This is a genomic window from Nocardioides sp. (assembly GCF_036267815.1).
Classification (GTDB): domain Bacteria; phylum Actinomycetota; class Actinomycetes; order Propionibacteriales; family Nocardioidaceae; genus Nocardioides.
Genome location: NZ_DATAVI010000011.1, coordinates 23,666 through 47,016, shown reverse-complemented (window position 1 = coordinate 47,016; position 23,351 = coordinate 23,666). Strand labels below are relative to the sequence as shown.

The 23,351-nt window shown below is 71.9% G+C and carries 23 protein-coding genes; 15 read left to right on the top strand and 8 right to left on the bottom strand.

Annotated features, from left to right (window positions below; all coding sequences use genetic code 11):
• Positions 1-137 precede the first annotated feature (137 nt).
• The 5 genes from VHW64_RS02225 (at position 138) to VHW64_RS02205 (ending at position 6,209) form a co-directional block, all read left to right on the top strand.
• A complete protein-coding gene (locus tag VHW64_RS02225; protein WP_329648871.1) occupies positions 138-458 on the top strand; it encodes an Lsr2 family protein in 321 nt (106 codons plus the stop codon).
• 168 nt (positions 459-626) lie between these two features.
• Entirely contained in the window at positions 627-3,221 is a 2,595-nt protein-coding gene (locus tag VHW64_RS02220; protein ID WP_329648870.1) for an ATP-dependent Clp protease ATP-binding subunit, read from the top strand.
• Positions 3,222-3,493: 272 nt separating this feature from the next.
• Complete coding sequence (locus VHW64_RS02215) at positions 3,494-3,823, top strand: hypothetical protein (RefSeq protein WP_329648869.1); 330 nt, start codon at positions 3,494-3,496, stop codon at positions 3,821-3,823.
• 230 nt (positions 3,824-4,053) lie between these two features.
• Positions 4,054-5,076 (top strand): glycosyltransferase family 2 protein, encoded by a 1,023-nt coding sequence (locus VHW64_RS02210; protein ID WP_329648868.1) that lies wholly within the window; start codon positions 4,054-4,056, stop codon positions 5,074-5,076.
• Between the two features lie 104 nt (positions 5,077-5,180).
• Positions 5,181-6,209: a glycosyltransferase family 2 protein gene (locus VHW64_RS02205; protein WP_329648867.1), complete on the top strand. Its 1,029-nt coding sequence runs from the start codon at positions 5,181-5,183 to the stop codon at positions 6,207-6,209.
• Here the strand turns inward: VHW64_RS02205 and VHW64_RS02200 are convergent.
• Positions 6,142-6,582 (bottom strand): multidrug efflux SMR transporter, encoded by a 441-nt coding sequence (locus VHW64_RS02200; RefSeq protein WP_329648910.1) that lies wholly within the window; start codon positions 6,580-6,582, stop codon positions 6,142-6,144. The two genes, VHW64_RS02205 and VHW64_RS02200, sit on opposite strands and share 68 nt — an antisense overlap.
• A gap of 99 nt (positions 6,583-6,681) precedes the next feature.
• Here VHW64_RS02200 and VHW64_RS02195 point away from each other — a divergent pair, with 99 nt between their 5' ends.
• Complete coding sequence (locus VHW64_RS02195; RefSeq protein WP_329648866.1) at positions 6,682-7,254, top strand: TetR/AcrR family transcriptional regulator; 573 nt, start codon at positions 6,682-6,684, stop codon at positions 7,252-7,254.
• On the opposite strand, the gene VHW64_RS02190 is transcribed toward VHW64_RS02195, so the two are convergent.
• Positions 7,239-8,102, bottom strand: coding sequence for an A/G-specific adenine glycosylase (locus VHW64_RS02190; RefSeq protein WP_329648865.1), 864 nt, complete (start codon positions 8,100-8,102; stop codon positions 7,239-7,241). The genes VHW64_RS02195 and VHW64_RS02190 overlap by 16 nt on opposite strands.
• Before the next feature lie 77 nt (positions 8,103-8,179).
• On the opposite strand from VHW64_RS02190, the gene VHW64_RS02185 reads away from it, so the two are divergent.
• Entirely contained in the window at positions 8,180-8,944 is a 765-nt protein-coding gene (locus VHW64_RS02185) for a hypothetical protein (protein WP_329648864.1), read from the top strand.
• A 16-nt stretch (positions 8,945-8,960) separates the two neighbouring features.
• On the opposite strand, the gene disA is transcribed toward VHW64_RS02185, so the two are convergent.
• The 3 genes from disA to radA form a co-directional block, all read right to left on the bottom strand.
• Positions 8,961-10,010 (bottom strand): DNA integrity scanning diadenylate cyclase DisA, encoded by a 1,050-nt coding sequence (disA, locus tag VHW64_RS02180; RefSeq protein ID WP_329648909.1) that lies wholly within the window; start codon positions 10,008-10,010, stop codon positions 8,961-8,963.
• A 125-nt stretch (positions 10,011-10,135) separates the two neighbouring features.
• Positions 10,136-12,094: a glycoside hydrolase family 15 protein gene (locus tag VHW64_RS02175; RefSeq protein WP_329648863.1), complete on the bottom strand. Its 1,959-nt coding sequence runs from the start codon at positions 12,092-12,094 to the stop codon at positions 10,136-10,138.
• A 40-nt stretch (positions 12,095-12,134) separates the two neighbouring features.
• Complete coding sequence (radA, locus tag VHW64_RS02170) at positions 12,135-13,550, bottom strand: DNA repair protein RadA (protein ID WP_329648862.1); 1,416 nt, start codon at positions 13,548-13,550, stop codon at positions 12,135-12,137.
• Between the two features lie 168 nt (positions 13,551-13,718).
• Here radA and VHW64_RS02165 point away from each other — a divergent pair, with 168 nt between their 5' ends.
• Positions 13,719-14,750, top strand: a complete 1,032-nt coding sequence (locus VHW64_RS02165) for a LacI family DNA-binding transcriptional regulator (protein WP_329648861.1) — start codon at positions 13,719-13,721, stop codon at positions 14,748-14,750.
• A gap of 115 nt (positions 14,751-14,865) precedes the next feature.
• On the opposite strand, the gene VHW64_RS02160 is transcribed toward VHW64_RS02165, so the two are convergent.
• From VHW64_RS02160 to VHW64_RS02150, 3 genes are all read right to left on the bottom strand, one after another.
• Positions 14,866-15,567 carry a class I SAM-dependent methyltransferase gene (locus VHW64_RS02160; RefSeq protein ID WP_329648860.1) on the bottom strand — a complete coding sequence of 234 codons (702 nt, stop codon included), beginning with the start codon at positions 15,565-15,567 and terminating at the stop codon, positions 14,866-14,868.
• A 7-nt stretch (positions 15,568-15,574) separates the two neighbouring features.
• Positions 15,575-16,213, bottom strand: coding sequence for a VOC family protein (locus VHW64_RS02155; protein WP_329648859.1), 639 nt, complete (start codon positions 16,211-16,213; stop codon positions 15,575-15,577).
• Positions 16,214-16,298: 85 nt separating this feature from the next.
• On the bottom strand, positions 16,299-17,060 hold the full coding sequence (locus VHW64_RS02150) for a hypothetical protein (RefSeq protein ID WP_329648858.1): 762 nt from the start codon (positions 17,058-17,060) through the stop codon (positions 16,299-16,301).
• Between the two features lie 49 nt (positions 17,061-17,109).
• Between VHW64_RS02150 and VHW64_RS02145 the strand changes: the two genes are divergently transcribed.
• The 7 genes from VHW64_RS02145 (at position 17,110) to VHW64_RS02115 (ending at position 23,351) form a co-directional block, all read left to right on the top strand.
• Positions 17,110-17,811 carry a hypothetical protein gene (locus VHW64_RS02145; protein ID WP_329648857.1) on the top strand — a complete coding sequence of 234 codons (702 nt, stop codon included), beginning with the start codon at positions 17,110-17,112 and terminating at the stop codon, positions 17,809-17,811.
• A 9-nt stretch (positions 17,812-17,820) separates the two neighbouring features.
• The gene (locus VHW64_RS02140; protein ID WP_329648856.1) at positions 17,821-18,759 is read left to right on the top strand and encodes a Ppx/GppA family phosphatase; all 939 of its coding nucleotides are present in this window, start codon (positions 17,821-17,823) and stop codon (positions 18,757-18,759) included.
• 2 nt (positions 18,760-18,761) lie between these two features.
• Positions 18,762-19,535, top strand: a complete 774-nt coding sequence (locus VHW64_RS02135) for a sugar phosphate isomerase/epimerase family protein (protein WP_414690438.1) — start codon at positions 18,762-18,764, stop codon at positions 19,533-19,535.
• A gap of 129 nt (positions 19,536-19,664) precedes the next feature.
• Positions 19,665-20,600 carry a proline dehydrogenase family protein gene (locus VHW64_RS02130; RefSeq protein WP_329648854.1) on the top strand — a complete coding sequence of 312 codons (936 nt, stop codon included), beginning with the start codon at positions 19,665-19,667 and terminating at the stop codon, positions 20,598-20,600.
• Between the two features lie 30 nt (positions 20,601-20,630).
• Positions 20,631-21,434: a pyrroline-5-carboxylate reductase gene (proC, locus tag VHW64_RS02125; RefSeq protein WP_329648853.1), complete on the top strand. Its 804-nt coding sequence runs from the start codon at positions 20,631-20,633 to the stop codon at positions 21,432-21,434.
• Between the two features lie 157 nt (positions 21,435-21,591).
• A complete protein-coding gene (locus VHW64_RS02120; RefSeq protein WP_329648852.1) occupies positions 21,592-22,116 on the top strand; it encodes a SigE family RNA polymerase sigma factor in 525 nt (174 codons plus the stop codon).
• Positions 22,116-23,351: a hypothetical protein gene (locus VHW64_RS02115; protein ID WP_329648851.1), complete on the top strand. Its 1,236-nt coding sequence runs from the start codon at positions 22,116-22,118 to the stop codon at positions 23,349-23,351. The genes VHW64_RS02120 and VHW64_RS02115 overlap by 1 nt, the downstream gene beginning before the upstream one ends.

Below are 23,351 nucleotides of genomic sequence, written 5' to 3'. Positions count from 1 at the left end.
TCATCGCTAACCGTACTTCGCGCGCGCCGGTTTGTGTGACGGGACGTCATTCGACTAGGTTTTATGCGGCCCCGCAGATCATCCCCCGTGCGGGCCGATCCCCTTAGTCGACACGTCAGCTTTCGAGAGGACCGAGCATGGCACAGAAGGTGCACATCACCCTGGAGGACGACCTCGACGGTGGGGACGCCGCCGAGACCGTGGCCTTCGGCCTCGACGGACGCAGCTACGAGATCGACCTCAACGAGAAGAACGCCAAGGCCCTGCGCAACGCGCTCGCCAAGTACGTCGGCGTCGCCCGTCGAGCGGGCGGCCGCAGTGCTGCCGCCAAGCGGCGGGCCCAGGTCGGCACCAGCGCTCGCGAGATCCGCGACTGGGCGCGGTCCAACGGCCACAAGGTCCCCGACCGGGGCCGGATCCCCTCCGACGTGCGCGAGGCGTTCGAAGCCGCTCACTAGCGCTATCGAGAGGGCCGCAGGGCGACCCCCTCAACCATCGGTTTTCGCTCTTGGCGTACGCACGCGTGTGGCACCGTGGGAACACGTAGTCTGGGAGACCAGTTGGAAGAGGTGACGTCCCCGCTGTGGGGGGCGTCCCCTGTTTTTCCGCGTTGAGGAGCGATACGCATGTTCGAGCGGTTCACTGACCGAGCCCGGCGGGTGGTCGTGCTGGCCCAGGAAGAGGCCCGCATGCTCTCCCACAACTACATCGGCACCGAGCACATCCTGCTCGGCCTGATCCACGAGGGCGAGGGCGTCGCCGCCAAGGCGCTGGAGAGCCTCGACATCTCCCTGGAGGCCGTGCGCGCCCAGGTCGAGGAGATCATCGGCCAGGGTCAGCAGGCACCCAGCGGGCACATCCCGTTCACGCCGCGGGCCAAGAAGGTCCTCGAGCTGTCGTTGCGCGAGGCGCTCCAGCTGGGCCACTCCTACATCGGCACCGAGCACATCCTGCTCGGCCTGATCCGCGAGGGCGAGGGCGTCGCAGCGCAGGTGCTCCAGAAGCTCGGCGCCGACCTCAACCGCGTGCGGCAGCAGGTCATCCAGCTGCTGTCGGGGTTCCAGGGCAAGGAGCAGGGCGGCGCTCAGGCCGCGACCGCCGGCGCTCCGGCCGACACCCCGTCGTCCTCGCTGGTGCTCGACCAGTTCGGACGCAACCTCACCCAAGACGCGCGCGACTCCAAGCTGGACCCGGTCATCGGGCGCGAGCAGGAGATCGAGCGGGTGATGCAGATCCTCAGCCGGCGCACCAAGAACAACCCGGTCCTGATCGGGGAGCCCGGCGTCGGCAAGACCACCATCGTCGAGGGCCTCGCTCAGGACATCGTCCGGGGCAACGTTCCCGAGACGCTCAAGGACAAGCAGATCTACACCCTCGACCTCGGGGCGCTGGTGGCCGGCTCGCGCTACCGCGGTGACTTCGAGGAGCGCCTGAAGAAGGTGCTCAAGGAGATCCGCACCCGCGGCGACATCGTGCTGTTCATCGACGAGATCCACACGCTGGTCGGGGCGGGTGCCGCCGAGGGCGCCATCGACGCGGCCAGCATCCTCAAGCCGATGCTGGCTCGCGGTGAGCTCCAGACGATCGGTGCGACCACCCTCGACGAGTACCGCAAGTACCTCGAGAAGGACGCCGCCCTCGAGCGCCGCTTCCAGCCGATCCAGGTCGCCGAGCCCTCGATCGCGCACACGATCGAGATGCTCAAGGGCCTGCGTGACCGCTACGAGGCGCACCACCGGGTCACGATCACCGACGAGGCGCTGGTCTCCGCGGCGACCCTGGCCGACCGCTACATCTCCGACCGGTTCCTGCCCGACAAGGCGATCGACCTCATCGACGAGGCGGGGTCGCGGCTGCGGATCCGGCGGATGACCGCGCCGGCCGACCTGCGCGAGTACGACGACAAGATCTCCGAGGTGCGTGCCCGCAAGGAGGCCGCCATCGACGGACAGGACTTCGAGGCCGCCGCCAAGCTCCGCGACGAGGAGAAGCAGCTGACCGCCGCGAAGGTCGAGCGCGAGAAGCAGTGGCGTGCCGGTGACCTCGACGAGGTCGCGGAGGTCGACGAGGAGCTGATCGCCGAGGTGCTCGCCGTGGCGACCGGCATCCCGATCGTGAAGCTGTCCGAGGAGGAGTCCACGCGGCTGCTCAAGATGGAGGACGAGCTGCACAAGCGGGTCATCGGCCAGGACCAGGCCGTGGCCGCGCTGAGCCGGGCCATCCGGCGTACTCGCGCGGGCCTGAAGGACCCCAAGCGTCCCGGCGGCTCGTTCATCTTCGCCGGCCCGTCCGGCGTCGGGAAGACCTGGCTGTCCAAGACGCTCGCGGAGTTCCTCTTCGGCGACGAGGACGCCCTGATCCAGCTCGACATGAGCGAGTTCAGCGAGAAGCACACGGTCTCGCGCCTGTTCGGCTCGCCTCCGGGCTACGTCGGGTACGAAGAGGGTGGCCAGCTGACCGAGAAGGTGCGGCGCAAGCCGTTCTCGGTGGTGCTGTTCGACGAGGTCGAGAAGGCCCACCCGGACATCTTCAACAGCCTGCTCCAGATCCTGGAGGAAGGTCGCCTGACCGACTCCCAGGGTCGCGTGGTCGACTTCAAGAACACCGTGATCATCATGACCACCAACCTCGGCACCAAGGACATCGCCAAGGGCATGAACCTCGGGTTCGCGCAGAGCGGCGACGCGGCCGGCTCCTACGAGCGGATGAAGAACAAGGTGCAGGAGGAGCTCAAGCAGCACTTCCGCCCGGAGTTCCTCAACCGCGTCGACGAGATCATCGTCTTCCCGCCGCTGTCGCAGGAGCAGATCATCCACATGGTCGACAACATGATCGCGGCCGTCGAGCTCCGGCTGAAGGACCGCGACATGAGCCTGGAGCTGACCCAGAACGCCAAGGACCTCCTGGCCACGCGCGGGTTCGACCCCGTCCTCGGCGCACGTCCGCTGCGCCGGACCATCCAGCGCGAGATCGAGGACGCGCTGGCCGAGAAGATGCTCTACGGCGAGGTCGGCCCCGGGCAGATCGTGCTGGTCGACATCGAGGGCGAGGGCCCGACGGCTGAGTTCACGTTCAAGGGTCAGAAGATGGCCGAGCTGCCCGACCTGCCGCCGCTGGAGACAGTGGCTGTCGAGCCCTCGGCCGGGCCGGCCGGGCGGGGTGAGGGAGAGGGCGAGACCCCCGGTCCCGCCGACGTGGAGAAGTCCGCCGGCACTGACTGATCCCGGTAAGTCGTCGACTCGAGCCGACCGAGCCCGTTGAGCCTGCCGTCCTGGCTCGGCGGCCTCGGTTGACGGTGCGTCGTCACAGTGACTCTTGCGGCGCACGAGTGCGCGCCGGCTGCCTTGTCGTGCCCGTCGTTGCGGCCCTCGCTTCGCACACCCGAGGCGCTCCTGGGTCAGTGCGACGTCCAAAGCCGACCTGTCTCGTCGATCTGAGGTCGACATGGAGGGCATTCGTCGCATCGAGAGCCACCTCGGCCTAGGCTGGCTGCGTGAGCACGTCCTTCCTGGGGCCCGCGATCCTGGCCCTGCTCGGACTTCTCCTGGTCGTGGGGGTCGTGGGGATTGCGTGGGGTGTCATCGCCGGCCTGGTGTCGCTCCTTCGAGATGCGTTGCTGGATCTCTCGCGGGGGAGGGCGCACCTCCCGCGACGGGGACCGATCGACGCGCTTCCCAAGGCCGCGAACGGTGAGGAGGCCCTTCCGACCGAACTCCCGGACCGCTCCACCGAGACGATGTGGCACCAGATGCAGGGAAGATCGACGGGGCCTCGTGGGAGGCGTTGGATCGGCACGAGGTCGGGGCCGAAAGTGGGGTCGTGATCGGTCGGAACGACCTGACCTGCCGCTGTCCACTACTCCGCGATGAGCGGGATCGACTGGTGAGCCGCGCTCCGCAGGCACGCTGAGTGCACGCTCTGCCGCTGTCCCCTCAGCCACGACGTCGGCTCGCCGAGCCCGCCGAGCCAGGAGCCCGGGGGCTCAACGCGGCCGGGGCTCGCCTGTCTGAGCCGAGGAGGCGGGGTCGTGCGGGGTAGGCGAGGATGGGGTCTGTGATCTTGTCGGTGACCACGCTCAAGGACTCGGTGGGGAATGCCGAGAAGTGGGTGCGACGCAATCTGGCCTGCGGGATCGACCACCTGGTCGTCGTCGTCGACGGGCCGCAGCCCGAGCTCGAGGCGATGCTCGGGGCGCACCCGCACGTGACGGTCGTGCGCGGCGACGCGGAGTGGTACGCGGATGCGCCCTCGGAGCTGCTCAACGACCGGCAGATCGTCAACGCCGCACTGACCTGCCGGCTCCTGGCGGGGCTGACGTGGGCCGAGTGGGTGTTCCACCTGGACGGCGACGAGGTGGCGCAGGTCGACCGGGCCGACCTGGCCGCCCTCGGGGCGGACTGCCGGGCCGTGCGACTGAGCACGCTGGAGGCGGTCGGTCGGCTGCACCCGGCCGGCGACCCCACGTCGTTCAAGCGCCGCCTCGGTGTCGACGAGCTCCAGCTGCTGACCCTCCTCGGGGCGATCCCCGAGCCGAGCAACGCCGTCTACTTCCGCGGTCACCGCTTCGGCAAGCCCGGGGTGCGGCCGTCACTGGACCACGCCATCGGCGTCCACCACGTCATCGACCGCGAGGGCAACCAGGTCGAGCCGGCCCAGGCGCCGGGTCTGCGCCTGCTGCACTACGAGTCGTTCAGCGGCGACGAGTTCGTCCGCAAGTGGTCGGCCCTGCTGGGGTCCGGTGGCCACATCGGCCAGCGCGGGCAGCGTGCGTCCGTGGCGGGCTCGATCCGCACCCTGCTCGGGCTCGACCTGGGCGAGGCGGACACCCAGGTGTTCCTCTACCGCCTCTACCAGCGCCTGTGCGAGGACGACGTCGGCCTGCTGGAGCGGCTGGGCGTCCTGGTCGAGGTCGACCCGGACTCGCGGCGCCGGGAGGTCGCGTCCTCGGTCCAGGGCGTCGACCAGCTCCGGAGGCTGCTGACGGCCGCCCGTGACCTCCCCAAGCGCGCCTTCCTGCCCAAGGCGCTCTCGCCCGAGGCCGACGCGATGGTGGCCAGGCTCCAGGCGGCCCTGTAGACGCGCCTGCGGACCGTGTGGTGGGAGGCCGAGCGAGGTCCGAGGCCGAGCCGTGAGAAGGTGCCGACGACGCACCTGTCGAGACGCCACTGGGAGGGGGCCTCGTGATCATCTCGGCCAGCACGGTGAAGGACACCAGTGAGAACGTCGAGAAGTTCGTGCGGCGCAACCTGCTCGGAGGCATCGACCACCTGGTGATCTTCCTCGACGCCCCGCTCCCGGACGTCGAGGAGCTGCTCGACGGGCATCCGGACGTCACCTGCGTCCGCGCCCACGGGGCGTGGTGGGGGTCGACGCCCCCCGGTGGCCTCAACGAGCGGCAGATCACCAACGCTGCGCTGATCTCGCGGCTGGTCGTCGGGTTCGTCTGGGCCGAGTGGATGTTCATGCTGGACGGCGACGAGGTCGCTCGCATCGACCGCCCGGTCCTCGACGCCCTCGCGCCCCAGCAGCGTGCCGTCCGGCTGCTGCCGCTGGAGGCGGCGAGCCGGCTGCACCCGGTCGCCGACCCGACGCTGTTCAAGAGGCTCCTGAGCGCTGACGAGCTCCAGCTGCTGCATGCCCTGGGGGTCATCGCCGAGCCCAAGCAGCGCTCGTACTTCCGTGGCCACATGTCCGGCAAGCCGGGGCTCCGCCCGTCCGCCGACCTCGCGCTCGGCGTCCATCACGTCGTGGACACCGGGACCGGCGATCGAGTCGACACGGTCAAGGACCCGGGCCTGCGGGTGCTGCACTACGAGTCGCACGACGGCGAGGAGTTCGTGCGCAAGTGGACGGCGCTGCTGTCGTCGGGCCTCGACGTCGCCCAGCACAAGAAGCGGGCTCCGGTCGCCGCGTCGGTCGCGGCGCTGCTGAGTCTCGGCCTCCCCGAGGAGCAGACGGCGTCGCTGCTCGAGGAGCTCTACGAGCGCACCGCTCTCGACGACGTCGAGAGCCTGACCCGGCTGGGCCTGCTCGTCGAGGTCCACCCCGACGAGGGCCCGCGCCGGCCGCGTCCGCCCGACGACGAGGTGGCTCAGCTGCGCGAGCTGCTGCGCCGTGCTGCCGACGTCAACAAGCGGATGTTCAAGCCGCGCGCCCGGAACCAGCGGGCACCGGCTCTGATAGCGAAGCTGCAACGCGGCCTGCGCTGAGCTCCGGCGTGCGATCGGCGGTCCGGGCGCCGGACCCGTGGTGGCTGGGGCTGACGGTGTGCAGGTTGAGCACGACGACCCCGACGATGATCAGCACCAGCGCCGTGACCTTGACCAGGTCGAGACGCTCGCCGAACGCGAACACGCCCACTCCCGCGATCGCGGCGGTGCCGAGCCCGGACCACAGCGCGTACGCCACCGAGACCGACATGTGGCGCACCACCACGGCAAGCAGCCAGATGGACAGGGCATAGCCCCCCAGCACCAGGGCCGACCAGAACAGGTCGTGGAAGCCGCGAGTGCGTGGCAGGGCGGTGGTCGCACCGACCTCGATGCCGATAGCGGCAAGAAGGACGACGAACGGGCTGATCATGGTGGTCACTCTCTCCGAGTCTATGTAGCGGTCGCTACAAGACCAGTGTAGCGGCCGCTACAGGACGGCTCAAAGGAATTCTGTGACTAGGGTGTGGCGGTGGCCACACGACGTGACGAGCTGACCGAGGCGGCCACCGACTACGCCCTCGAGCACGGCCTGATCGGGCTCAGCCTCCGGCCGGTCGCCGAAGCCCTCGGCACCAGTGACCGGATGTTGCTCTACCACTTCGAGACCAAGGACGACCTGGTCGCCGCGATCCTGCGCACCAGCCTCGAGCGCTCCCTGCGGAGCCTGCGGGAGCTGCGCCCCTCCCGGGACCTCCGGTCCGCGGTGATCGACCTCTGGCGAACCCTGTCCACGGGGCCACAGGAGCGCTGCCAGTGGCTGTACGTCGAGGCGGCGGCGCTGGGCCTGTTCGGCCGCGAGCCGTACGCGACGGTCGTCCGCGAGACCAACGTGCACTGGGGAGCGGCCGTGGCCGGGCACTTCTGCCGGGTCGGGCTGACCAAGGCCGCCGCGCGACAGGCCGCCGTCCTCGTGGACGCGGCGTTCATGGGGTTGCAGCTGGACGAGCAGCTCGACTCTCCCGCCCAGCTGCGCCGCACCGTCGGCGACCTCGCCGACGCGGTGGTCGCCAGGTGGGGGGAGCCGGGTCAGGGCAGGGCGTAGCGGTCGCCGCTGCCGACGAGCAGACCGTCGGCGAGCAGTGAGTCCAGGCAGCGCTGGCGCTGGGCCGGCTCGGACCAGCCGTCTTCGAGGTCGCGCCGGGTGAGCGGCACCGGTGACTCCCGGACCAGGGCCAGCAGCCGGCCGCGACACTGACGGTCGGTCCCGTCCCAGGCCTGGCCCCGCCGGGGCGGGCCGTCGTACGCCGGGTGGCCGGCGGTGTGCCAGGCGCACCGATCGCGCAGCGGGCAGTCGCCACAGGCCGGGGACCTGGCCGCGCACACCAGCGCCCCGAGCTCCATGAGCGCGACCGACCAGGTCGCCGCGGTCGGCTCGTCGGCCGGCAGGAGGTCGCGCGCGGTCGACCGCTCCGCCACGGTCACCGAGGCCGGCGCCAGCTCGGCACCGGAGATGACGCGGGCCAGCACGCGCCGCACGTTGGTGTCGAGCACGACCTGGCGTCGGCCGAACGCGAACGCGAGAACTGCCGACGCCGTGTAGTCGCCGACGCCGGGCAGGGCGCGGAGCGACTCGTAGTGGTCGGGGACGCGGCCGGCGTGACGTTCGACGAGAGCCACCGCCGCGGCGTGCAGCCGGACCGCCCGGCGCGGGTACCCCAGCCGGCCCCAGGCCCGGATCGCCTCGCCCGGCGCCTCCGCTGCCAGGTCGCCGGGGCGTGGCCACCGCGCCAGCCACGCGTCGTACACCGGCAGGACCCGGCTGACCGGTGTCTGCTGGAGCATCACCTCCGAGACCAGCACGCCCCACGGCGTGGCCGAGGAACGGCGCCACGGCAGGTCGCGCGCGTGTGCGTCGTACCACCGCAGGAGCGGCTCGTGGAGCTCGGACACGCGGCCGATCGTAGAGACCCGACGGGTTCCGGTGTGGCGGGGCCGGTCGAGCGGCTCGGCCTCGTTAGCGTGACGACATGACCAGAACGACGCGGGGCCGGCTGCCGGCGCGCGTCTACTGGGTCCGCCGGCTGATGGTGCTCGGCATCGCCCTGCTGCTGGTCGTCGGCGTCGCCAAGCTGCTGAGCGGCGGGGGTGGTGGGTCCGGTGGCGACTCCGCCGACCGCGCCCGACAGGTCGCCGACACGTCGTCCGAGGGCGGCGATCCCAGCGACCAGGGCGCCCACCAGGGCAAGAGGAGCTCCGACGACGCCACCCCGACCCGCGTCGTGCCGTCGGGTCCGTGTGCCGCGAGCGACATCGCGATCACGCCGTCGGTGCCGCACCCGGTGGGTGGGGCCGACATCACGGTGGCCCTCGACGTCTCCAGCCTGGCGACTCCGGCGTGCAGCTGGACGCTGTCCTCGCAGACGCTGGCGATGAAGATCACCAGCGGGGCGGACCTGATCTGGACCACCGCCCAGTGCGGCCATGCGATCCCGGCCCAGGACCTCGTGGTCCGGCAGGGCACAGCGACCCGCGTCAAGGTGACCTGGGACGCGCGTCGCTCCGAGCCGGGCTGCCCCGTCGAGACCGCGTGGGCCCTGCCGGGCACCTACCACCTGGACGTCGCGGCCCTCGGCGGCCAGCCCCAGGAGACGGCGTTCCTGCTGACGGCGCCGAGCAACGACCCGACCGCCGGGTCCACCAAGCACGACTCCAAGTCCACGAAGAACACGAAGAACACGAAGTCCACGAAGGACAAGAAGCCCAAGAGGCACCACAAGCGCCCACCGGGCTGACCTCACCGGTCAGCGGTCAGACGTAGCGCTCGAGGATCGAGGACTCGGCCAGGCGCGAAAGGCCCTCGCGGACGCTGCGGGCGCGCAGCTCGCCGACTCCGTCGACCGCCTGAAGGTCGTCGACGCCGGCCGAGAGCAGCTTCTGAAGGGTGTCGAAGTGCTCGACCAGGCGCTCGACCACGGTCGGAGGCAGCCGCGGGACCTTGGCCAACAGGCGGTAGCCGCGCGGGGCGACCGCGCCGTCGAGGTGCTCGCCGAGGCCGATCGCGCGGGCCGCGGACGCCGGGTCGACAAGGTCGATCGACGACAGCGCCTCGAGCCGGGCGAGCGCGGACTCCGGGCCCTTGGCACGTCGTCCGGAGGGGAGGTAGTCGCGAACGACGAGCTCGCGCTCCTGGTCGACACCGGTGACGAGCTCCTCAAGCTGGAGCGACAGCAGTCGGCCGTCGGTGCCGAGCTCGAGGACGTAGTCCTCGATCTCGCTCGCGATCCGGGTCACCATCTCCAGGCGCTGTGCCACGACGGCCACGTCGCGCACCGTCACCAGGTCCTCGATCTCCAGGGCCGACAGGGTCGCGGACACCTCGTCGAGCCGGAGCTTGTAGCGCTCCAGGGTCGCCAGGGCTTGGTTGGCCCGCGACAGGATCGCCGCCGAGCCCTCGATGACGTGGCGGGTCTCGCCGACGTACGCCGCGATGATCTGCATCGACTGCGACACCGAGATGACCGGGATCCCGGTCTGCCGCGCGACGCGGTCGGCGGTCCGGTGGCGGGTGCCGGTCTCGTCGGAGTGGATGCCGGGGTCGGGCATCAGATGGACCGCCGCGCGGGTGATCCGGGTCAGGTCGCGGTCGAGGATGATCGCGCCGTCCATCTTGGCCAGCTCACGCAGCCCGTTGCCCGTGAAGGGGACGTCCAGGGTGAAGCCGCCGGTGCAGATCGACTCGACCGCCTTGTCGTGGCCGAGCACGATCAGCGCCCCCGTCCGGCCGCGCAGGATCCGCTCGAGGCCGTCGCGCAGCGCCGTGCCGGGAGCGATCACCGATAACGTCGCGCGCAGGCGCATCGTGTCGTCGTTCGAGATCACGCCGGCCACCCGGCCTCCCCTCGTGTGCGTGCGGCGTCAGTCTAGTGGCGGGCGAGCGAAATGCCGGGGCGGTCCGCTCCGGCGTCCACACCCGGACGCGACCCTCAGGAGGGCCCGGGGCGGTCGTCGGTGTCGTCGGTCTCCTGCGCGATCACGTGCAGGACGGCGTTGATCTGCGCCAGGTGGGTGAACGCCTGGGGGAAGTTGCCCAGGTGCTGGCCGCTGTGGGGGTCGATCTCCTCGCCGTAGAGCTCCAGCGGCCCGGCGAACGACAGCAGCTTGGCGCACAGCTGGCGGCCCAGCTGGTGCTCGCCGATCTCGCACAGCGCCGAGACCAGCCAGAACGAGCAGATGGTGAAGGTGCCCTCCTCGCCGCTGAACCCGTCGTCGGTCTCCTCGACCCGGTAGCGCAGCACCAGGCCGTCGACGGTGAGCTCGTCGCGGATCGCCATCACCGTGGCCCGGATCCGCGGGTCGTCGGGCGGCAGGAACCGCAGCAGCGGCGCGAGCAGCAACGAGGCGTCCAGCGAGGTGCCGCCGTAGTACTGGGTCAGGACGCCGCGCCCGTCGACGCCGTGGTCGAGGATGTCCTGCCTGATCTCCTCGGCGGCCTGCGCCCACTCGGCGGCCTTGGCGTCGTCGCCGTTCATCCGGGCGAGCTTGGCGCCGCGGTCGACAGCGACCCAGCACATGATCTTCGAGGACGTGAAGTGCTTCGGCTCGCCCCGCACCTCCCAGATCCCGGCGTCCGGCTCGCGCCAGTGCTCGAGGGCCTCGCCGACCTGCTTGTCCAGGATCGGCCAGATCCGGTTGTCGAGGTGGTCGGCGGCCTTGGAGTGCAGGTAGACGGAGTCGAGCAGCGCACCCCACACGTCGTGCTGGCGCTGGGAGTACGCCGCGTTGCCGATGCGCACGGGGCGCGAGCCGGCGTACCCGGGCAGGTGGTCGAGCTCGCGCTCCACCAGCTCGCGCTCGCCGCCGATGCCGTACATGATCTGGAGGTCCTGGTCGCCGCCGGCCATGTCGGCGATGAACTCGAAGAAGTCCACCGCCTCCCAGTCCAGGCCGAGGGAGTACATCGCCCACAGCGCGAAGGTGGCGTCGCGGATCCAGGCGAAGCGGTAGTCGTAGTTGCGGTTGCCGCCGGGCGTCTCGGGCAGCGAGGTGCTGCCGGCCGCGGTGACGGCGCCGGTCGGCGAGTAGGTCAGCCCCTTCAGGGTCAGCGCGCTGCGCTGGAGGTAGCTGCGCCACGGGTGGTCGGGGAACTTCCCGCGGGCCAGCCAGTGCTGCCAGTGGTGGGCGGTCCAGACCAGCCGGGAGTAGGCGTCGTCGTACGTCGTCGGCGGCTCCGCGCCGCCCCACGACAGGGCGACGAAGCGGGTGTCCCCCTCCTTCAGCAGGGTGCGCGAGCCGGCGTGCCCGCCCTCGAAGCCGAGCAGCAGGTCGGTGGTCAGGGTCAGCCGGACGTCGCTGCCCTCGGCGGCGGACGGGCAGGTCGCGACCCCCTGGTGGTAGCTCTCGCCGGTGTACTCCCAGCCGGCCAGCGACCGCCCGTAGTCGAAGACGGGCTCGCAGTCCATCACCGTCTGCACCTCACCGGACACGCAGCGGATCGTGCGCAGCAAGATGTGCTCGGCCTCGTAGTCGTTGGGCGTGCGACGGTAGGTGACCGAGCGGTCGGCGGTGTGGTGCCACGGGCCGATCAGCAGCACGTCGCGGATGATGATCCAGCCGGTCGGGGTGCCCCAGCTGGTCTCGAGGATCATCGTGCCCGGGAGGTATCGCCGGCTGGCCGGGACGCCGACGTCGAGCGGAGCGATCCGGAACCTTCCCGCGCGGCTGCCAAGGATCGAGCCGAACACGCTGGGCGCGTCGAAGCGCGGGACGCACATCCACGACACCGTGCCGTCGGGGGCGAGCAGCGCCGAGACCTCGCCGTCGCTGAGGAAGCCGTGGTCGCCGATCGGCACCGAGCGGGTGCGGCTGATCGGGTCGGTCAGCGCATCGGTGGGCGCGGTGGTCGTGGCGTCGGGCGCGTGGTCCGCCGGATCCGAGGAGGGCATACCCGCAGGATCGACCGCACGAGACCCGCGCGCAAGCAGGTCACTCCGGATCGGCCGCCGGCTGGCGTCGGGTGGTGGTCAGGCCGAGCGCCGTCAGCGCTCCGCGCAGGTCGGTGACCTCGAGCACGGTAAGACCGTCGAGGGAGCGTCGGACGGGCTGGGCGCCGCGGTCGCCCACCGGGGCGATGGCCACCCGGAAGCCGAGCCGCGCCGCCTCGGCCACCCGCAGCGGCAGCTCGCGCACCTTGCGCACCTCGCCGGCCAGGCTGATCTCGCCCAGCGCCACGACGCCCTGCGGCGGCGCCGCCTCGCGCGCCGCCGAGGCGATCGCGACGGCGACCGCGAGGTCGCTGGCCGGCTCGGAGAGCCGGGCGCCGCCCACCGTGGACACGAACACGTCGCAGACGTGGAGCGGGATCCCGCAGTGCTGCTGGAGGACGGCCAGGATCATCGCGACCCGGGCGGAGTCGAGCCCCGACGTCGTCCGCCGTGGTCGCTCCAGCGAGGTGCGGGTCACCAGGGCCTGCACCTCGGCGAGCATCGGCCGGCGTCCCTCCATGGTGACCGCGACGCACGTGCCCGGCACGCGGGTCTGGTGGTTCTCCACGAACAGGCCGGTCGGGTCGGCCACGGCGGTGATGCCGTCTGCGGCCAGGTCGAAGCAGCCGACCTCGTCGACCGGGCCGAAGCGGTTCTTCAGGGCCCGGACCATGCGGAAGCGGGAGTTGCGCTCGCCCTCGAAGTGGAGGACGACGTCGACGACGTGCTCGAGCACCCGTGGACCGGCGATCGAGCCGTCCTTCGTGACGTGCCCGACGATGATGGTGGTGATGTCGCGGGTCTTGGCCACCCGGATCAGTGCGGCCGCGACCTCCTTGACCTGGGTGACGCCCCCGGGCACGCCATCGACGCTGGCGGCGCCGATCGTCTGGATGGAGTCGACGACGAGCACCTCGGGACGCACCTGCTCGACGTGGGTGAGGATCGCGCCGAGGTCGGTCTCGGCGGCGAGGTACAGCTCGTCGTGCACCCCGCCGGTGCGGTCGGCACGCAGGCGGACCTGGGACGCCGACTCCTCGCCGGTGACGTAGAGGGTGCGGCGTTGGTAGCGAGCGGTCTGCGCCGCCACCTCCAGCAGCAGCGTGCTCTTGCCGACGCCGGGCTCGCCGGCCAGGAGGATCGCCGCACCCGGCACCAGGCCGCCCCCGAGCACCCGGTCGAGCTCGGGCACGCCGCTGCTGCGGAACGACGCCGTCTCGACCGACACCGCGGCGATCGGCACGGCGGCGCTCGAGACCGGACCGGCCTCGGCTCGGCCCACGCGGACCGGCTCGCGGGCCACCAGCGCCTGGGCGACCGACCCCCAGGCCTGGCACTCACCGCAGCGCCCCACCCACTTCGCGGAGCTCCACCCGCACTCGGAGCACTGGTAGGACGCACGGGGGCTTCTCGACATACCGGGAACGCTAGACACCGGCACCGACGGCAGGTGCGCGACGCGCCCTGGCCCCCGACGCGCCCCGTCGTCGTACCCCTACGGGTGTACCGGAGCGGCGGTATCGTGTCGTTCCTTGGATCGATCAAGGGGATCGGTCGGTCGAGGGTCGTCGACGGGGGAGGCTCCATGGCGTGGTCGGGTCGTCTCGCCCTGACCCCCCCGACGCTGGCCGACGTGGCCGAGCGGGCCGGGGTGTCGCGGCAGACCGTCTCCAACGCCGTCAACAACCCCGAGCTGCTGCGGCCCGACACCTTGGTGCGGGTGCAGGACGCGATCGCCGAGCTGGGGTACTCGCCGAACCGCGCGGCCCGCAACCTGCGCACCCGCGCCTCCCACCTGATCGGCCTGAAGTTCAACCCGGCGCAGGAGGGCACCGCCAACGCGGCGATGGACCGCTTCGTGCACACGCTGGTCGAGACCGCGGCCGACAGCGGCTACCACCTCCTGCTGTTCTCCGGCTCCACCGACGACCCGCTGGGCGGCTACGACGACCTGCTGCGCTCGACGGCTGTCGACGCCTTCATCGTCACCGACACCTACCTCGGCAACCCGCAGGCCACCTGGCTCACGTCGAGGCGCGCGCCCTTCGTCGCCTTCGGCCGGCCCTGGGACAACCCCGGAGCCACCCATGCGTGGGTCGACGTGGACGGCGCCGCCGGCACCCAGCTCGCCACCGAGCACCTCCTCGACAAGGGCCACACCCGGATCGCGTGGATCGGCTGGCGCAAGGACTCCTTCATCGGTGAGGACCGCCGCTCTGGCTGGCTGCGCACCATGCACGCCCGCGACCTGGCCACGACCGGACTGGCGTCGCGCGTCGAGGACACCGTGGCCTCGGGACGCGAGGCGGCGTCGGTGCTGCTGGACGAGGCCCATCCGTCGGCCTTCGTCTGCGCCTCCGACACCTTGGCGATGGGGGTGCTCCATGCGCTGGGCGACCGTGGCATCCACTGGGGTCGCGACGTCGCCGTCGTCGGGTTCGACGACTCCCAGGTCGCCCAGGTGGTGCCGGGGGGTCTGACCTCGGTGCGGCAGCCGCTGGAGGAGGTCGCCGTCGAGCTGGTCAGGGCCCTGGGCGGCCTGCTCTCGACGCCCCCCGTCGCCGCACCGGGCGTGCTGCTCTCGCCGACCCTCGCCGTCCGCCTCTCCTCCGGCTGACCCCCGCCCCGCTCTTGTGGTCGCTGCTGCCAAATCCCCCGCTGAAGCGGGGGATTTGGCACTTCCTGGCCGCTGCAACCCCCGGGAAGTGCCAAGAGAGGCCAGGAAGTCAGCGTCAGAACCGCTTCCACCAGAGGTTGACCGCGTAGTCGACGGTGGTGCCGCAGTGCTCGGCGAGGACGGCGTCGGCGATGTCGGGGGCGAGCTCGATGCGGACGACGGCCTCGAGGTCGGCACGGTCCGCGAAGCGCCAGTCGACCTCGAGCGGCACCCGGGTCCAGCCGTGCGCCGCCCAGAAGCGCTCGACGGCGACGGGGTCGACCAGCGGGTAGCCGCGCCGGAACCATCGGCCGAACGTCGAGCGCGTGGCGTCGTTGTCGATCACGAACGCCGTGCCGCCACGTCGTACGACGCGGGCCAGCTCCCGCAGCCCCGGCTCGCACCCGGGACCGAAGAAGTACGCCCAACGCGCGTGGACGACGTCCACCGACGCGTCCGGCAGCGGCACGGCCTGGGCGGTGCCGGCCAGAAGGGTGACACCGGTCAGCGAGCCCACCCGACGAGCGGCAAGCCGGAGCAGGGCGGGATGCGGCTCCACGCCGTACACCCGGGCCGCCGTGGCGGCGAAGCGCGGCAGGTGGAACCCCGTGCCGCACCCGAGGTCCAGGACGTCGCGGCCCGACCAGCCGGCGACGTCCGACATCGCTGCCTCGATGCGGCCGTCCTGGTCGACCGCGCGGTTCTCCAGCTCGTACGTCGCGGGGTGCTCCCAGATGTTCGCGCTGCGGACCGCACCACGCGGGAGGTCGCTCGCCACGTCGGGGTCAGAGCCGGACGAGGCCGCCCGGCGTCTGGAACTGTGCGGCGATGATGCCGGGGGTGCCGTGGGGCGCGACCCACTCGACCTTCACGTCCTCCAGCGGCGCCTCGACGGTCTCGCCGAGCCACTCGCTGACCCGGTGCGGATCACCGGCGATCTCCAGACAGGCCAGTGAGAAGTCGCCCGTGGCGGCGGCCGACGGGTGCATCGAGTCGGGGCTCAGCCACTGCACGAAGAACGGCAGCTGCGGGTCGGAGATCAGGCCGTTGACACCGATCTGCCGCCACAGCAGCTCGGTGCCGTCGGGCCGGTGCCGGTTGCCCGCGACGGACGCACGGCCGAGGCGCTGCTCGACGGGCGCGATGTCGTCGACGGCGACGACCCAGCCGAGCCAGCCGCCACCGAGCGCCGACCGCGCCCGCACGGCCTGGCCGAACGGAGCCTTGTCGGAGGCGGGGTGGTCGAGCACCTCGACCACCTCGAGGTAGGTGTGGTCGGCCAGCGGCAGCACCTTGTTGCGCGTCCCGAACCGCGGATGGATGCCGCCCTCGAGGAAGTCACGGCCGAGCAACCCCCCGATGCGCTGGGCGGTGCCGACTAGCCCGTCCGGGCCGGCGGCGTAGCTGAGATGGTCCAGGCGCATGCCGAGCATTCTGCGCCACGACGTACGCCGATCCCGACAGGGGGTCGGGTTCTCTCGACGTCGAGAAGGTGCTGGGCCGCCGCCGTCAGGCCGGGTCGGCCGGGTGGAGGGCGAGCCGTCGGCGTGCGGCCAGGTGGTGCTCGCAGTGGGTGACCAGCTCGTCGTACGCCGCCCGCCCCATCAGCTCGACCAGCTCGGCGTCGTTGGTGACGTAGAGCGGCTCGGGCGCCACGTGGGCCTCGGTGTTGCCCGAGCAGTACCAGTCGAGGTCGTGTCCGCCGGGGCCCCACCCTCGGCGGTCGTACTCACCGATAGTCACCTCGGTGTACGACGTGTCGTCGGGCCTCTCGACCGTGCGGAAGGTCCGCCGGATGGGCAGCTGCCAGCACACGTCCGGCTTGGTCTCCAGCGGGTTGCGCCCCTGCCGCAGTGCCAAGCCGTGCAGGGCGCAGCCAGCGCCCGTGGGGAAGTCCTGCCGGTTGTGGAAGATGCACGCCGACTGCCCGTCGTGCTCGACGATCCTGGTCTTGCGCTCGCCCTCGTCGTCCTGGTCGACCCAGTCGGCCTTCCTGGGCCGGCGTCCGGGGTGGAACTGCCACTGGTCCTCGCCGAGCTGGTCGACGTAGGCGGCCACGCGCTTCTCGTCGGCCTTGTCGGCGAAGTGCGCACCGAGCGCGCAGCAGCCGACGTCGGGCGCCTCGGCGTAGATGCCCTGGCAGCCCTGGCCGAAGATGCAGGTGTAGCGCGAGGTCAGCCAGGTGAGGTCGCAGCGGTAGACCTGAGCCGGGTCGGCGGGGTCGGCGAACTCGACGAACGCACGCGGGAACACCAGATCGACCTCGGGCACCGCACCAGCCTAGGCGCGGGCACCTGCGCTCTCGTGATGGAGTGTGTCCGTGACCTCGAACCTCGGCTGCGTCGGCCTCGGCGTGGCCGACTCCCAGGCGCTCGCCGATCTGCTGGCCGACCTGATCCCCACGTCCACCGCCACGCGGCAGGAGGACGGCAGCGCGCTCTACGTCTGGTCCGACGTCTCGGGCGCGCGGCTCACCATCACCACCGACCGGAGGGGCGCGATCGACGACGTCACCCCGTCGTACGACGGGCAGCAGGGCGCCGAGCTGTCGGGCCTCGTCGCGCTCCATCACACGGTCGTGTCCGCCGACCTGCTCGAGAACGGCGAGCCGGTCGCCGAGATCCTGGTCGAGGTGCTGGCCCCGGGGCCGGTGCCGAGCTCGGGCAGGGCCGTCGTGACCGCCTTCGGGCTCGACCTCGGCATCCACCAGGACGAGGGCGAGCGCGGCGAGGACGCGCTGTCCTTCGCGGCGTTCGGCGGCGAGGAGGAGCCGGGTCCCGTGGCCCAGCTGACGGGCACCGTGCTGTCCTGCCGGACGGCGACCGTGGGGGCGACCGGCCAGACCTTCCACGCCGCGCGCGTGCACACGGTCGGCATGGAGCTCGACCTCTGCCTAGCCGCGGAGGACCACGAGCACCCACCCGTGGCCGGTGACGTCGTCGCCGGGCTGGTCTACCTGGTGGCCGAGGTGGAGCGACCGTCGCCCAGACGGCCTGGCTGGTTGGGCCGCCGCGACCGGTAGCCTCGACCCATGCGCCTCGGCGTCCTCGACATCGGCTCCAACACAGGTCACCTGCTCGTCGTCGACGCACACCGCGGCGCCGCGCCGCTGCCGGCGTACTCCCACAAGGAGCCGCTGCGGCTCGCCGAGAACCTCGAGGACGACGAGCTGACGCAGACGGGGATCAAGGCGCTCACCAAGTTCGTCGCCGACGCGGTCGTCGTCGCCGAGGACAAGGGAGCCCAGGACATGCTGGGCTTCGCGACCTCGGCGGTGCGCGACGCGCGCAACAGCGACGCCGTCCTCGAGCACGTCGCCGCGCGGACCGGCGTACGCATCGGGGTGCTGCCCGGCGACGACGAGGCACGCCTGACCTTCCTCGCCGTACGACGGTGGTTCGGGTGGTCGGCGGGACGGCTTGCCGTCTTCGACATCGGCGGCGGCTCCCTGGAGATCGCGGGCGGGGCCGACGAGGAGCCCGACGTCGCCTGGTCGATCCCGCTGGGCGCGGCCCGCCTGGCTCGAGAGCACTTCCACGACGGCAACCCGGATGCGGCGACGATCCGCGCCCTGCGCAAGAAGATCCGGGCAGACATCGCCAGCGACGCCGGACGCCTCCTGCGCGCCGGCGTGCCGGACGTCGCGGCGGCGACGTCGAAGACGTTCCGGTCGCTGGCTCGGATCAGTGGTGCCGCGCCGAGCATCGAGGGGCCGCTGGTCGACCGCGTCCTGTCGCTCGCGTCGTTGGAGGAGTGGATCCCGCGGCTGGTCGACCTGGGCCCGGAGCACCTCGCCGAGCTGCCGGGCGTCTCCCCGAGCCGCACCCACCAGATCCTTCCCGGCGCGCTGGTCGCCGAGGCCGTGATGGACATCTTCGACCTGCCCGAGCTCCAGATCTGCCCGTGGGCACTGCGTGAGGGCGTGATCCTCCAACGCCTCGACCAGCTCTCAGGTGATGCTGCCCCGTGAGCCTGGTCGCCCTCTCGACGGCATCGGTCTACCCGGAGTCCAGTGCCCACGCCTTCAGCTACGCCAAGTCGCTCGGCTACGACGCGGTCGAGGTGATGGTCGGCATCGACGCCCTCAGCCAGCAGACCTCCGCGGTCAAGCAGCTCTCCGACCACCACGAGCTCCCGGTGTGCGCGGTCCACTCGCCGTGCCTGCTCTTCACCCAGCGGGTCTGGGGCACCGACCCCTGGGGCAAGCTCGAGCGGTCCGCCGAGATGGCGCACTCCGTCGGAGCCGACGTCGTGGTGGTCCACCCGCCGTTCCGCTGGCAGCGCGAGTACGCCGCCGGCTTCGTCGACGGCATCGCCGCGCTGGAGCAGTCGACGGGCCTGGCCTTCGCGGTCGAGAACATGTACCCGTGGCGCGCGTCGCCGCGTCGCGGGGTGGAGATGTACCTGCCGGGGTGGGACCCGTCCGAGGAGTCCTACGCCAACGCCACCGTCGACCTGTCCCACGCCGCGATCGCCCAGGCGTCCCCGGTGGAGATGGCGGAGCGGCTGGGCGAGCGGCTGCGCCACGTGCACCTGACCGACGGGTCGGGCTCGCCCAAGGACGAGCACCTCGTCCCCGGTCGGGGGGCGATGGATGCGCAGGGCTTCCTGGAGTACCTGTCCAGCGTCCGCTTCGCCGGCCACATCGTGCTGGAGATCAACACGCGCAAGGCGGCCACCCGTGCGGAGCGCGAGGCGGACCTGCGCGAGTCGCTGGACTTCGCCCGCCACCACTTCCGCGCCTGAGCCTCGCCACCTGCCGGGTAGTCCCTGACAGAAATGTCCCCTCCACGTCGTTCTGACGACACTTCTGTCAGGGACTACCCGCTCGGGTGAGTGCCGGGGCAGGGGCAGGGGCCGCGTAGCCTGGTTGGCATGCCTGTCCTACGTCAGCCGCTGCTGCTGCTTGCCCGCAGTGGACGGGTGAAGCGGCTGGTGACGGCGATGCCGGTGTCGGCCGGGATCGTCCGCAGCTATGTCCCGGGCGAGCGGACCCAGGACGCCGTCCGCGCCACGGGCGAGCTCGTCGACGACCACCTGCGGGTGACCCTGGACTACCTCGGCGAGGACACTCTCGACGCCGAGCAGGCCGACGCGACCGTCCAGGCCTACCTCGACGCCCTCGCCGCGCTCTCCGCGCGCGGGCTCACCCGCCACGCCGAGGTGTCGGTCAAGCTCTCGGCCGTCGGCCAGGCGATCTCGCAGCAGGGCCGCAAGATCGCGCTCGAGAACGCCCGCACGATCTGCCGCGCCGCCCGCAACGCCGGAACGACGGTCACCTTGGACATGGAGGACCACACCACCACCGACGCGACCCTGGCGACGCTGCGCGAGCTGCGCAAGGACTTCCCGGAGACCGGCGCGGTGCTCCAGGCCTACCTCCACCGCACCGAGGCCGACTGCCGCGCCCTGGCCTACGAGGGCTCCCGGGTACGCCTCTGCAAGGGGGCCTACGACGAGCCGGCCGCGGCCGCCTTCCAGAGCCGCCTCGACGTCGACCGGTCCTACGTGCGCTGCCTCAAGGTGCTCCTGGCCGGCCAGGGCTACCCCATGATCGCGACCCACGACCCCCGGATGATCACGATCGCGTCGTCGCTGGCCAGCCGCAACGGCCGCGAGGCCGGCAGCTACGAGTTCCAGATGCTCTACGGCATCCGCCCCGACGAGCAGCGCCGGTTGGCCGCGGCGGGCGAGACGGTGCGCGTCTACGTGCCCTACGGCACCGAGTGGTACGGCTATCTCATGAGACGTCTCGCGGAGCGACCGCAGAACCTGACATTCTTCCTCCGGTCCCTGATCTCCAAGAAGTAGCAAGAAGCAGCGGGAAGTCGAGGCTCACCAGTGAGCACCACCGCGATCATCGGCGCCGGCGTGATGGGGGAGACCCTGCTGTCCGGGCTGCTCCGCTCCGGCCGCCCCGTCGCCGAGCTCCTCGTCGGCGAGAAGCGGGTCGAGCGCGCCCGCGAGCTTGAGGAGAGGTACGCCGTCTCGGTGGTCTCCAACGTCGAGGCGGCGCAGCGGTCCGACGTCGTCGCGCTCGTGGTCAAGCCGCAGGACATGGGTGCGGTGCTCGAGGAGATCGGCCCTGCCGTTCGTCCCGGCCAGCTCGTGGTCTCGCTCGCGGCCGGCATCACCACGGCGTTCCTGGAGTCCCGGCTGCCCGAGGGCGTGCCCGTCGTCCGCGTCATGCCCAACACCCCGGCCCTGGTCGACGAGGGGATGGCCGCGATCGCACCGGGCTCCCACTGCGACGACGAGCACCTCGCCGTCGCCGAGGCACTGCTCGGCTCCACCGGCCGCGTACTCCGCGTGCCGGAGCGGCAGATGGACGCCGTCACCGCGATCTCCGGCACCGGTCCGGCCTACGTCTTCTTCGTCGTCGAGTCGATGATCGAGGCGGGCGTCCACCTCGGGCTGCCGCGGGCGACCGCGACCGAGCTGGTCGTGCAGACACTGGTCGGGTCGGCCAAGATGCTGCGCGAGACGGGCACTCATCCCGTCGTGCTCCGCGAGCAGGTCACCTCGCCCGGTGGCACCACTGCCGCAGCCCTGCGCGAGCTGGAGGTGCACAAGGTCCGGGCGGCGTTCCTCGCCGCGATGGAGGCCGCGCGCAACCGGTCTGCGGAGCTGGCCGAAGGCTCCTGAGGCGTCGCTCCGTCTCCCGGGTTAGCCTCCGGGGGCGGGTCCGGATCGACGACCGCGTCCCGGTCGTGCGCGGCGACCGCGCGTGGATCCCGGCTGCCGTGACCCGCACCGGCTGAGCCGCGACCGAACCGAATCGTGGGCCGTCGACGTTCTTGGGGTGCGTGCGAACCGCGGAGGTGCGATGCCGGCATTGGAGTACGACGACGTCTACGCCGCGATGTGGCCGCGTCTGGTGCGCACGGCCTACGCCGTGTGCGGCGACCTCGGCGTGGCGGAGGACGCCGTCCAGTCGGCGTTCGCCAAGGCCTACCGCAGCTGGCGTCGGATCTCGCGGCTCGACGCCCCGGAGGCCTACCTGCGCCGGATGGCGGTCAACGAGGTGCTCAGCGACCGGCGTCGTGCGCGCCGCAGGCACGAGGTGACCAGCGCCGAGCCACCGGAACGAGAGGGTCGTCCGGACGACGACCCCCTCGCCCGGGACGAGCTCTGGCGCGCGGTCGCCGCACTGCCACCGCGGCAACGGGCGGTGCTGGTGCTCCGCTACTACGAGGACCTCAGCGAGCAGCAGATCGCGGACGTCCTGGGCTGTCGGCCCGGAACCGTGAAGTCGCAGGCGTCGGCCGCGCTGGCATCCCTGCGCAGCCGGGTGCACCCCCCGAGCCGGACCAGAGAGGGACTCTGATGGACCTGGAAGAGCAGCTGCGCGAGTCATACGCCGCCCGGCTCGGCTCGCTCGACCCCACACCGGGGGACTCCGCAGCCGCGCGCCGCACCGGACAGCGGATGCGGGTCAGGCGTCGGCGGGCGGTGGGCGTCGCGGCGGCGGCCGTGGTCGCCGTCGCCGTCGCCGGCTCGCTGGTCGGCACCGGCCGGGTCACGGTGGGGCCTTCCCACACTGCCGGTTCGTGGCGTGCGCTGCCGACCCCGCCGTTGTCACCACGCGCCGACGCGCTGGCGGCGTGGACCGGCAAGGAGATCGTCGTGGTCGGAGGCGACCGCCGGCCGTGCGCGCCCAACGCCGACTGCGCCTACCAGCCCGATGCCTTGCTCCGCGACGGCGCGGCGTACGACCCCGCCGCCCATGCCTGGCACAAGATCGCACCCGCTCCGGTGCGCACCAGCGTGAGCGACCGGCTCGTCGCGGCGGCCGGCCGCGTGCTGCTCGCACACTGGCACCGGGGCCGGATCTCCTGGTTCGTCTACGACCCGGTGGCCGACCAGTGGTTCGGGATCCCCGCCGCCGGGACGCCGTCCGCCGTCGGCGACCGGGTGTACGGCTTCCGCCAGGGGCGGGTCGTGATGTACGACGCCGCGCGTGGCCTGTGGTACGAGCGGATCCCGCGTGACCCGATCCGGCCACGGCTGACCCACCGCCGGATCACGGCGACGCCGATCGGCCCGGTGGTGACCGGGTACGACGCCACCCGGCCCGACGACGGCTCGGTGGCAGACGTCGTCCTGGCCGACGTGTACGACGGCACGGCGTGGCACCGCCTGCCCGCGACCGGCCAGGTCGGGAACGACACGTGGTCCTGGACCGGCACGCAGCTGGTCGACCCCGAGATCGGCACCATGGACGGCGGCCAGGTGGGCAGCTGGGGCCGGCGATATCCGGTCGGAGGCCGGCTCGACCCGACCTCGGGCCGGTGGTCCCCGTTGCCGTCGGCGTTCAGCTCCGAGACCAGCGACGGCTGGCCCGTCGACGCCGCCGGCGGACGCTGGGTCGCGACGTCGGGGCAGGTCTACGACACCGCGACCGGGGGGGTCACGACGCTGGGCAGGCCGGCCGGGGCGCCGTCGTACGACGTCACCGCGGTCTGGGCCGGCGGCTCGCTGCTCGCCTTCGGCGGGGCGGGCGACGAGTCGGATCAGAGCTCGGGCAAGCCGAGCAACCGGGCCTGGCTCTACACGCCGTAG

Bases quoted from the DNA above. Each gene is read 5' to 3' on its own strand.
- VHW64_RS02225 (WP_329648871.1), top strand. From the start codon at position 138: ATGGCACAGAAGGTGCACATCACCCTGGAGGACGACCTCGACGGTGGG.
- VHW64_RS02155 (WP_329648859.1), bottom strand. From the start codon at position 16,213: ATGCGCCTGGACCATCTCAGCTACGCCGCCGGCCCGGACGGGCTAGTC.
- VHW64_RS02220 (WP_329648870.1), top strand. From the start codon at position 627: ATGTTCGAGCGGTTCACTGACCGAGCCCGGCGGGTGGTCGTGCTGGCC.
- disA (WP_329648909.1), bottom strand. From the start codon at position 10,010: ATGCGCCTGCGCGCGACGTTATCGGTGATCGCTCCCGGCACGGCGCTG.
- VHW64_RS02130 (WP_329648854.1), top strand. From the start codon at position 19,665: ATGCCTGTCCTACGTCAGCCGCTGCTGCTGCTTGCCCGCAGTGGACGG.
- VHW64_RS02140 (WP_329648856.1), top strand. From the start codon at position 17,821: ATGCGCCTCGGCGTCCTCGACATCGGCTCCAACACAGGTCACCTGCTC.
- VHW64_RS02115 (WP_329648851.1), top strand. From the start codon at position 22,116: ATGGACCTGGAAGAGCAGCTGCGCGAGTCATACGCCGCCCGGCTCGGC.
- VHW64_RS02175 (WP_329648863.1), bottom strand. From the start codon at position 12,094: ATGCCCTCCTCGGATCCGGCGGACCACGCGCCCGACGCCACGACCACC.
- VHW64_RS02185 (WP_329648864.1), top strand. From the start codon at position 8,180: ATGACCAGAACGACGCGGGGCCGGCTGCCGGCGCGCGTCTACTGGGTC.
- radA (WP_329648862.1), bottom strand. From the start codon at position 13,550: ATGTCGAGAAGCCCCCGTGCGTCCTACCAGTGCTCCGAGTGCGGGTGG.
- VHW64_RS02165 (WP_329648861.1), top strand. From the start codon at position 13,719: ATGGCGTGGTCGGGTCGTCTCGCCCTGACCCCCCCGACGCTGGCCGAC.
- VHW64_RS02200 (WP_329648910.1), bottom strand. From the start codon at position 6,582: ATGATCAGCCCGTTCGTCGTCCTTCTTGCCGCTATCGGCATCGAGGTC.